Below are 8,296 nucleotides of genomic sequence, written 5' to 3'. Positions count from 1 at the left end.
TATTGTCAAAAAAGTCCTGGGACTAGGTAGAGTAGAAGCATCCTCTACTGGTCATCTCAAATCTGAGCTGACGATTAGAGTCGGTGAAGATTGGTTAGAGAGGGAGTTTTAGGCTTTAAGTTTTAAGGAGTCAGGTTCACAAGTGATTAGGGTGATTTGGCGACGCTTATTGGGACTAATTTTAGTTCTTGTTATGGCTTGGCTATGGGTGCTTTTATCGGCTACTCCTGCCTATGCTCAGGAGAATACAGTAAATTATGCCCTTACGGATTTGAGTTATCGTGACTTTTCCCATGGCAATTTAGTTCGTGGCGTATTTGCAGGCGCTGAAATGCGAGGCACAAACTTCCAAGGTGCTGACCTGAGTGGATCTATCTTCACCAAGGGAAATTTATTGAAAGCCAATCTCGAAGGTGCAAACCTGACCGATTCTTTGGCAGATCGGGTAATTTTAGACCAAGCTAATTTGACCAATGCTATTTTGACCGATGCAATTATGAATAGCACCAGGTTTTACGATGCCGAGATAACTGGTGCTGATTTTACCGATGCCTTGATTGACCGCTATCAGGCTAAACTGATGTGTGGCCGTGCTACGGGGGTAAATCCTGTAACTGGGATCTCCACACGGGATAGTTTAGGCTGTCGCTAGGCTGAAGGAGTTGAGCTGGGCTAAGGGGTTCCAGAGCAGGATGTCTTGTAATAATTCCTGATAACCAGCCACATTGGGATGGAGACCATCTGGAGATAGGTGTTGAGAGCACCAATCATAACCACGGGACGTCCATAAATCAAAAACGTCTAGATAGGGAATTTGACGCCTCAGACAAGCAAGGCGAGTAGCTTCTTTGTAGCAGTACTGGTCAGCATGAGTGTAGTAAAAACAATCGAGAAAGGGCATTTTCCTTTCATCCACTGGTACCATGCCCACAAATAGCACTGGACAGAGTTGCTGGGCTAGCTCAAGCAGATTGGCTAGTTCTTCCTGGAAACTATCAAAATTAGTAAAATTCTTGCCATCGGGACGTCCTAGACGGGCTGAATCGTTAACGCCCACTGATAAAATAATGGCATCAGGTACACGGTTTCTGAGTTCACCACGACTGCGAAATTCATGCTCTAGTCGCTTGTGGACTTGGGTAACCCCATCACCCCGAACTCCTAAATTGTAGAGTACATGACCAGGACTATCGGGTAACATCCACTGACGTCGCAGTCGCTCTACCCAGCCGCCACCTTCTGGGTCTCCAAATCCATAGATCAGACTATCTCCGAGGACAACGAATTTCAGGGGAGTTCTTTGGCGCTGATGGAATGACTCAAAGCTAGGAGCGGCAAGTGTTTGCATAGACAAGATTTATTTAGTCAGATAATTGTTAACAACTCGACACACTCTTGATAGCTTAGCAATGGTATGATCTTTTGTATATGTAAAAGGTACATCTACCACAGGAGTCAATCCAAGTACTCTGACCCCTAAGGTAGCCCATCGATGCGATCGCATATACACTTCCCATATACACAACATAATCCCATATGCGCATCATCTTATTTACATACTTATTGACATATAAGTAGGCTGGGATAGTTTGGTAGAACTTCCCAGCCTGGGTTAGATATATAGTTTCGGTATAGTTAGTCGATTCGGTATAGTTAGTACAAATTGACTGTTCTTTCTTATTATTGTCATACATACCAAGCAATGTAAGTAGTAATCACGCAACTTCACAAATTCTTTCACTTTTTGATGGTATATTATTAACCTCAAGAAAAGTTTTATGACTTGTCTCAGGGGTAACCCCTAGTTTAGGAGTGAAGTATGCTAGGGTAGAGGGGGCGATACTGATTTTAACCAGAAAGCAACACATCATAAACCTTATGCTGCACAAAATCTATAACTTTGATTCAATGGACATTCTGCAACGGACGGAGCAGCTAGTAAGTGCAGCTTCTAATCGTTATCGGATAACTGTACAAGTGGCCAGCCGTGCTAAGCGCCGTCGCTTCGAAGATTTTGAAAGTCTAGATGAGCCATCAATGAAGCCAGTGCTGCGAGCAATTGTTGAGATGTCTGATGAACTGACGCAGCCAGAGATTATTGCGGACTAAGCTATAGTGCTGAGTGAGTCAGGGGGTTAGAGGGTCAGGGGCAAGAATAGTTCTTTCACCTAGTTTTATCCCAAGGTTGTGCAGGAATGTTCAATAGTCGTCTCTAAGCAATGTACAAGACTAATAGAATTAAACTAGCGCTAGGTTTAACTATTACTACTTTGACCAGTGGTTTACTATTGCTGTGGGAATCCTACGACCAAGCCCCCGGTGTCTTCCAGCTCCTAGGAGCACAGCCTGCTGTCGCCCAGTTTTTTATTCCCCCAGAGATTAGCAAGGTAGTATATCAGCGTTTACCGGATTTACCACAAGAGAACCAATACATTAGCAAAGAAAGCGGTGAAGTAGCTGCCAATAATACCCTGGTTAACCGCTTAATTCGGTATCACGTCTATGGTAAAAAACGGTTGCCCAATTACCGTTTTGATTGGAAATTGACCATGGCTGACTATCTAGGTGCACACGATTACCTAGTAGCATCCCAGTATCCCAGTGGGAATACCTTAACCGAAAATCCCATGAAAGGGGATATTGCAGCGATAGAACAATTAACTCGTGCCGAACGGGATGCACTAGTAAGCGTTTTGGTCAGCATATTCAATCCCAATCGCACCGAAACTGTTGCACCAGAGTCGAGCACACAACCATCACCTGGGACACCATCACCTGCCACAACCTCCAATCCTACATCACCTGCGACAACCTCCAATCCTAGAAGAGGACTATCCTTACCTAAACCAGGAGATGCTCAGTTACTCAAACCTAATTGACTTGTCTGGTGAATTGGGCAGAATCACGTTAATGGAACGTCTTGTTAAACATGGAGAAGGCTGGCGTATTGGTTGGGATCCGGAGGCTCCTAACTATAAAGGTTTAGTCGGTGGCGAGCACTGGGCATTTGAGCTAACGGAGTCGGAGTTGAACGACTTTTGTCGGTTGTTGCTGCAATTAGCTCAGACTATGAGTGAGATGGCAAGTGAGTTGATGGACGAAGAGAAAATTACTTGTGAAGCAGAAAGTGATTGGCTGTGGATGGAGGTAGAGGGCTATCCTTCCGCTTATACCCTACGCTTGATTTTGAATCAGGGACGCTGTTGTGAGGGGAGCTGGGTGGCAACAGCGGTTCCAGGGTTGCTAGCAGCAGCTAAGTCCCTAAAAGTATTTTAGTTTAGTTGTTCAAATCTCGAATAGTGTGGTATAATAGATAAAGTTTTCCGGGGCGTAGCGCAGCTTGGTAGCGCACCACTTTGGGGTAGTGGGGGTCGTGGGTTCAAATCCCGCCGCTCCGATTCGGTTTTAAAATTCGCTAGGGTAGTCAGTCCCAATTTGTCACTGTTGTCTGATTAATGTGATCTGGACAAAGTATCTGTGAAAAACTAAAAAAGCGGCGTTGCATCGGGTGCATCTCATATTTGTAAAAAAGATCGGGAGTGTGGGGAGTTTGGGGCCCCTCACAGGGGTAGGTTTTTTACATTAGGGTAAAACATGGGGCGACCCAGAGGGAGAGGAAAAGGAAAACAACTTAGGTGCGCTTGACCTATTAAGAATTAAATTCGCCACGGGTCGCACCTGAAGAAGCGATGCAGCTTCGGAACAGGGGGTTTCCCCCGGAGACGAAACCTTAGACAGGGGAGCCTTTATGGTTGGTAGGCTATGCAGATGCATGGTTAAAACTTGAGGCGCGACCCCGTAATTTAATTCTTCACGCGGAAAGCGCGCCTCCATTTTTTTTTTTTTCAACAAGAAGCCGGAAACCGAGTTGGCTTAGAGTTGTTGACTGGAGTCCAGACGTTTCCCCTCCGATCTCAATTAACAGTGCAATTACAATAGTCATCATTTTCTCCTTTGTGTTTTACAAGCTAGTGGTCAAATAAGTAACGAATGGTTTAGCTGATACCGAAGGCAGTCAAAATTAACAAGCAGACTAACAAGCTAGCTATAGCACCTTGGGAAATATAATTACGCTGCTGTTCAAGTGTTGGGAAGTCTGCGTAGTAAATCTCGGTTTCAGGAGCGTAGTTGTTGAGGACTCCGGTTTCATCAACGGTGGTGTACATAGTGGACTTGGTCATGGTGTTAGTGCTGAAAGTCATTTGCTTTTTTTCTCCTTTCGTCTTTCTGTAAATAAATATAACACTATGTAAACTTTTGTTTCAATAGCTTGACAGGAACTTTTTGTAGGGTTAGCCGTATAGGTGTAGGTGTAAAAACCCGACAAAAAGGTAAAAAGCCTAAATTTTGAAGATTAAGCAAGAGTAAATAGGCGTAATTACTGCTAATTACGCCTATAAAACCAAATAATCGCTGCTAATCCTTATTTATAAGTGTTTAAATCTAAGTCTTTAAGTCTAAGTGTTTAAGTCTGAGTGTTTAAGTTCTTACTTTCGGCATATATCTTTGGGAATAGATGGCATACCCCCAGCCCGACTCTACTCAGCCTTTCGATGATGAGGAGTTAATAGACTGATCAGATGTGTAGCAAGATGTTTGGACAGGACTGACTGGGTAAGTCCTGTTGATAGAAGCAAATGTTTTGGCAAAAAAGTAACTTCAGATATAGCGTTTCTTATACCTATGAGGTAAACAGGGTTTTTTCCCACTTCTGACTTCCCTGCTCCCAGCTCCGTTCGCACCTCAAGCAGCGTCTGGCTCTGCCAGTAAGCGTGGCCCACGGCCTTAGCTCCCATTAACCCCAAGGGCGTAAGTACCTCACCCAATTGAGAACTGCTATATGCGATCGCATTTCAAGAGCCCATGATTGGACAGCAGCAAAGGGTGGCAAGGATCATGCCTACCCTTTTGATTACTCCTACAATTGATCACTCCTGTAACAGAGTCTTAGACACAATTCTGGTTTTCTTACGATCAGCTTCTGAGAGGTCTTCCCCAGTTTGCAAAATCGTAGCATTAGTTTGCAGTACCGTTGCGGCTCCTTTATCCCCCATCTGGATAGCAGTTTTTGCCGCAGTTTGTAACATGGTGGCAGCCCCGACGCGATCGCCCTGCTGTAATTTCGTTTCCGCAATTTGAGTCTGACGATATTTAGCTAAAGCTAGAATATGCTTCTGTACCTCAGGATTGGGAACTGGTTGATAAGCCTCCTGGAAATTTGCCTGGACTGGCACGATTTCCGAGAGTAACTCTTGGGCACCACTGGATGGATCATCATATTTGACTTGTACATGGGCAATGGTTTGACGACCCTCTGGCATTTTCCCAACATACAAGTTAGCGAGAATCACCCGTTGTGAATCAGTCATCAAATCTCCCAAACGTACCATAAAGCGATCGCCTTCTGATTGTGCTGGGAGTTCAATCGCATCTGGTTCTACTTGGGCGATGGGTTTGAGTTCTGCTAACCGCACTTTTGGCATTAAATCCAACAACAGATAAGCATTAGTTAAGCCAACAGACTGCATGCGGTTGAACAAACGTGCAAACTCACTCAGGGCTTGCTCTGGTTCTTCAATGTAAGACAAGCTACCAGTAGCAATATCCGCAATTTTTTCCAAAATATCTTGGTTCCAGTTGGCACCGAATCCCAGACTGTTGATAGTCAAGTTATTTTCAGCAGCCAGTTCAGCTAATTTTATGCAGCTTTCATTGTTTCCATGTTCGTTTTCCCCATCAGTGAGGAGAAACACCTGAGATACCGTGTCTTGTTTAGCTTTAATTAATTCTTTAACCCCTAGCTTTAGACCTTCATCAATGGCAGTACCCCCATCAGCCCCAAGTCGGTTAATCTTTCGTTTGATTTGGTCTAGGTTGCCCATCGGTTGATTGCGAACCAGCACTTTCGCTCTGTGGTCAAAGGCCACAATCGAGAGGCGGTCATCCGGTTGCAGGCGCTCAATTAACCCTACTGCTGCTTGCTTGACAGTTTCCAGAGGCTGTCCATGCATGGAGCCACTGTGGTCGAGTACCAGACACAAATTCAACGGTACATTTCGACTGGAGGAAGCAGCGATCGCAGAAATCGCCATGGATAACTGACGCTGACTACTCGGTTGATTAGCATCAATATTAGTATCGTTAAGGGCTGGGTGCAAACCAACTTTCATTTTAGATAGCTCCTCAGGCAGCAAGGGTAATTGATAATGGGTGTAGGGGCATCAGCCAACATGGGTCGAGCCATTGAGCTGCTTACAATAACCCCATATAAGGCAGTTTTCCCCCATGTTACAGTTTTTACCTTTCGGGGGCTAACCGGCACGAATAAAATCACGAAGAAAGTATGGCAAGCTACACTGGTTAAAGATAGTGCCATTATTGCAGCCCCAAATATCATGAAACGACCCATCCAGGCTGTTCAATCTACCTATTATGGTAGACCTGCCTACCGCACACCGCCACCAGACTTACCCTCGCTGTTGTTAAGTGAGCGGATTGTATATTTGGGTATGCCCTTGGTGAGTGCGGTAACAGAATTAATTATTGCCGAACTGTTGTATTTACAGTACGACGACCCAGACAAGCCAATTAAAATTTACATCAATTCCACCGGCACATCCCGTTACGATGGCCAACCTGTGGGTTTTGAAACCGAAGCTTTTGCCATCTGTGACACCATAAATTACATCAAGCCCCCTATCCACACTATTTGTATTGGTTCAGCCCTCGGGATGGCAGCCATGCTCCTCTCCGCAGGAACCAAAGGCTGTCGGGCAAGTTTACCCAATGCCACTATTGTCCTACATCAGCCCAGGAGTTATGCCCAGGGTCAAGCGACGGATATCCAAATTCGTGCTCAAGAAGTTCTGACCAATAAGAAGACGATGCTCGATATCCTGTCTCGCAATAGCGGTCAAGACCAAGAAAAAATTGCCAAAGATATGGATCGCTTCCTTTACATGACACCTCACCAAGCCCAAGAGTATGGTCTGATCGACAGGGTGCTAGAACCTCAAGAGCTTGATACTCCGATTCCTGCTGGTATTACTTAGGTCGTAAGCTATCAGCAATCAGCAATCAGCAATCAGCAATCAGCTTATTCGGATCAGTAAAACCAGCAGGGATTTTCAACCAGCCGTATAAGTGCACCCGATGCTTGTTTACTACCTCCCGTTGATTAGCATGATAGCTGACGGCTCACGGCTGATAGCTGAATGCTTACATAAATTGATCAATCTTTACATGCCCTTTTCCACAATCTAGTACTAACTCGGAGCAAATTATGCCAATTGGTGTGCCCAAAGTTCCCTACCAGATGCCAGGAAGTCAGTATACTGAGTGGATTGACATCTACAACCGTCTCTACCGGGAACGGATTATTTTTCTAGGCAAAGAGGTGGATGACGAAATCACCAACCAGATCATTGCGGTAATGCTATATCTCGACTCTGAAGATAATAGCAAAGATATTATCCTCTACATAAACTCTCCTGGTGGTTCAGTCACCGCAGGCATGGCAATATACGATACCATGCAGCATATCAAATCCGATGTAGTAACCGTTTGTGTTGGTCTAGCTGCCTCTATGGGGTCGTTCCTGCTAGCTGCAGGTAAAAAAGGAAAACGAATAGCTTTGCCTCACTCCAGGATTATGATTCACCAACCCTCTGGGGGAACCCGTGGACAAGCTACGGATATTGAGATTGAAGCTAGGGAAATTTTGCGGATCCGCCATCAACTCAATGAAATCTACGCCCAAAATACCGGTCAATCCCTAGAGAAAATCGAAAAAGACATGGATCGGGACTTTTTCATGTCAGCGGATGAAGCCAAGGAGTATGGCTTGATTGACCAAGTCATTGATCAGAGAGCACCCTAGACTGTTGCTCTGGTAAATTTGATCAGGACTTACGCCGCCAAGCCGGTTATTAACCGTAATGGCACCAATTGCAGCCTTTGATTGATCATCCTCTTGGTGCCCTTTCACCCTTAGCTTTGAAAAAGCGCGGAGCCGCACCGCAAAAACTGGGTTGTAACCGTCTTGGTGGTTGACACTCCCCGCTTTAAAAAGACGGGGATTCTTAGATCTACGACCGGCCTTAAACCTCCGTGTCCAAATGGCAATATCTAAACCGAAATCCCGTCAAGACTAAGATTTTAGTTCAGTTCACGAAAGACCCAGCGGGCTAGTCTCCTTAAGCGTTCGGTTATTTTTTGAGAAGTGCCTTATCAAGTCCGTTGCTTCCCTGTTTCACCTGGTTTCGGCGTGCCCCGCCGTACCGTTGTTTTCTCAAGA

10 protein-coding genes and 1 tRNA gene are annotated in these 8,296 nt (G+C 45.2%); 7 read left to right on the top strand and 4 right to left on the bottom strand.

Annotated elements, in window-relative coordinates; genetic code table 11:
• Positions 1–193 precede the first annotated feature (193 nt).
• On the top strand, positions 194–652 hold the full coding sequence (locus F6K20_RS02500; protein ID WP_081431989.1) for a pentapeptide repeat-containing protein: 459 nt from the start codon (positions 194–196) through the stop codon (positions 650–652).
• Here the strand turns inward: F6K20_RS02500 and F6K20_RS02495 are convergent.
• Positions 638–1,348 (bottom strand): GDSL-type esterase/lipase family protein, encoded by a 711-nt coding sequence (locus F6K20_RS02495; RefSeq protein WP_287293568.1) that lies wholly within the window; start codon positions 1,346–1,348, stop codon positions 638–640. The two genes, F6K20_RS02500 and F6K20_RS02495, sit on opposite strands and share 15 nt — an antisense overlap.
• 9 nt (positions 1,349–1,357) lie before the next feature.
• Positions 1,358–1,528, bottom strand: a complete 171-nt coding sequence (locus F6K20_RS02490) for a hypothetical protein (protein WP_287264707.1) — start codon at positions 1,526–1,528, stop codon at positions 1,358–1,360.
• A 350-nt stretch (positions 1,529–1,878) separates the two neighbouring features.
• Between F6K20_RS02490 and F6K20_RS02485 the strand changes: the two genes are divergently transcribed.
• The 4 genes from F6K20_RS02485 to F6K20_RS02470 all read left to right on the top strand — a co-directional run bounded on the left by F6K20_RS02485 (position 1,879) and on the right by F6K20_RS02470 (position 3,398).
• On the top strand, positions 1,879–2,109 hold the full coding sequence (locus tag F6K20_RS02485) for a DNA-directed RNA polymerase subunit omega (RefSeq protein ID WP_008191578.1): 231 nt from the start codon (positions 1,879–1,881) through the stop codon (positions 2,107–2,109).
• A 110-nt stretch (positions 2,110–2,219) separates the two neighbouring features.
• Positions 2,220–2,879, top strand: coding sequence for a hypothetical protein (locus F6K20_RS02480; protein WP_008191576.1), 660 nt, complete (start codon positions 2,220–2,222; stop codon positions 2,877–2,879).
• A 31-nt stretch (positions 2,880–2,910) separates the two neighbouring features.
• A complete protein-coding gene (locus F6K20_RS02475; protein ID WP_044495827.1) occupies positions 2,911–3,276 on the top strand; it encodes a DUF1818 family protein in 366 nt (121 codons plus the stop codon).
• 48 nt (positions 3,277–3,324) lie between these two features.
• Positions 3,325–3,398 (top strand) — tRNA-Pro (locus F6K20_RS02470).
• A gap of 597 nt (positions 3,399–3,995) precedes the next feature.
• Here F6K20_RS02470 and psb34 read toward each other — a convergent pair.
• Entirely contained in the window at positions 3,996–4,166 is a 171-nt protein-coding gene (gene psb34, locus F6K20_RS02465) for a photosystem II assembly protein Psb34 (protein WP_044492715.1), read from the bottom strand.
• A 762-nt stretch (positions 4,167–4,928) separates the two neighbouring features.
• Positions 4,929–6,170 (bottom strand): vWA domain-containing protein, encoded by a 1,242-nt coding sequence (locus F6K20_RS02460; protein WP_008180349.1) that lies wholly within the window; start codon positions 6,168–6,170, stop codon positions 4,929–4,931.
• A gap of 225 nt (positions 6,171–6,395) precedes the next feature.
• Here F6K20_RS02460 and F6K20_RS02455 point away from each other — a divergent pair, with 225 nt between their 5' ends.
• Together F6K20_RS02455 and F6K20_RS02450 are read left to right on the top strand one after the other, a co-directional pair.
• Entirely contained in the window at positions 6,396–7,052 is a 657-nt protein-coding gene (locus F6K20_RS02455) for an ATP-dependent Clp protease proteolytic subunit (protein ID WP_044492366.1), read from the top strand.
• A 230-nt stretch (positions 7,053–7,282) separates the two neighbouring features.
• Positions 7,283–7,879: an ATP-dependent Clp protease proteolytic subunit gene (locus F6K20_RS02450; protein ID WP_008180354.1), complete on the top strand. Its 597-nt coding sequence runs from the start codon at positions 7,283–7,285 to the stop codon at positions 7,877–7,879.
• Positions 7,880–8,296: the final 417 nt, after the last annotated feature.

Origin of the sequence: Moorena sp. SIO2C4, assembly GCF_010672485.1 — a bacterium.
GTDB classification, from domain to species: domain Bacteria; phylum Cyanobacteriota; class Cyanobacteriia; order Cyanobacteriales; family Coleofasciculaceae; genus Moorena; species Moorena producens.
This window is presented reverse-complemented; position numbering and strand designations above follow the sequence as displayed.

Bases quoted from the DNA above. Each gene is read 5' to 3' on its own strand.
- F6K20_RS02455 (WP_044492366.1), top strand. From the start codon at position 6,396: ATGAAACGACCCATCCAGGCTGTTCAATCTACCTATTATGGTAGACCT.
- F6K20_RS02490 (WP_287264707.1), bottom strand. From the start codon at position 1,528: ATGTTGTGTATATGGGAAGTGTATATGCGATCGCATCGATGGGCTACC.
- F6K20_RS02485 (WP_008191578.1), top strand. From the start codon at position 1,879: ATGCTGCACAAAATCTATAACTTTGATTCAATGGACATTCTGCAACGG.
- F6K20_RS02495 (WP_287293568.1), bottom strand. From the start codon at position 1,348: ATGCAAACACTTGCCGCTCCTAGCTTTGAGTCATTCCATCAGCGCCAA.
- F6K20_RS02450 (WP_008180354.1), top strand. From the start codon at position 7,283: ATGCCAATTGGTGTGCCCAAAGTTCCCTACCAGATGCCAGGAAGTCAG.
- F6K20_RS02475 (WP_044495827.1), top strand. From the start codon at position 2,911: ATGGAACGTCTTGTTAAACATGGAGAAGGCTGGCGTATTGGTTGGGAT.
- psb34 (WP_044492715.1), bottom strand. From the start codon at position 4,166: ATGTACACCACCGTTGATGAAACCGGAGTCCTCAACAACTACGCTCCT.
- F6K20_RS02500 (WP_081431989.1), top strand. From the start codon at position 194: ATGGCTTGGCTATGGGTGCTTTTATCGGCTACTCCTGCCTATGCTCAG.
- F6K20_RS02480 (WP_008191576.1), top strand. From the start codon at position 2,220: ATGTACAAGACTAATAGAATTAAACTAGCGCTAGGTTTAACTATTACT.
- F6K20_RS02460 (WP_008180349.1), bottom strand. From the start codon at position 6,170: ATGAAAGTTGGTTTGCACCCAGCCCTTAACGATACTAATATTGATGCT.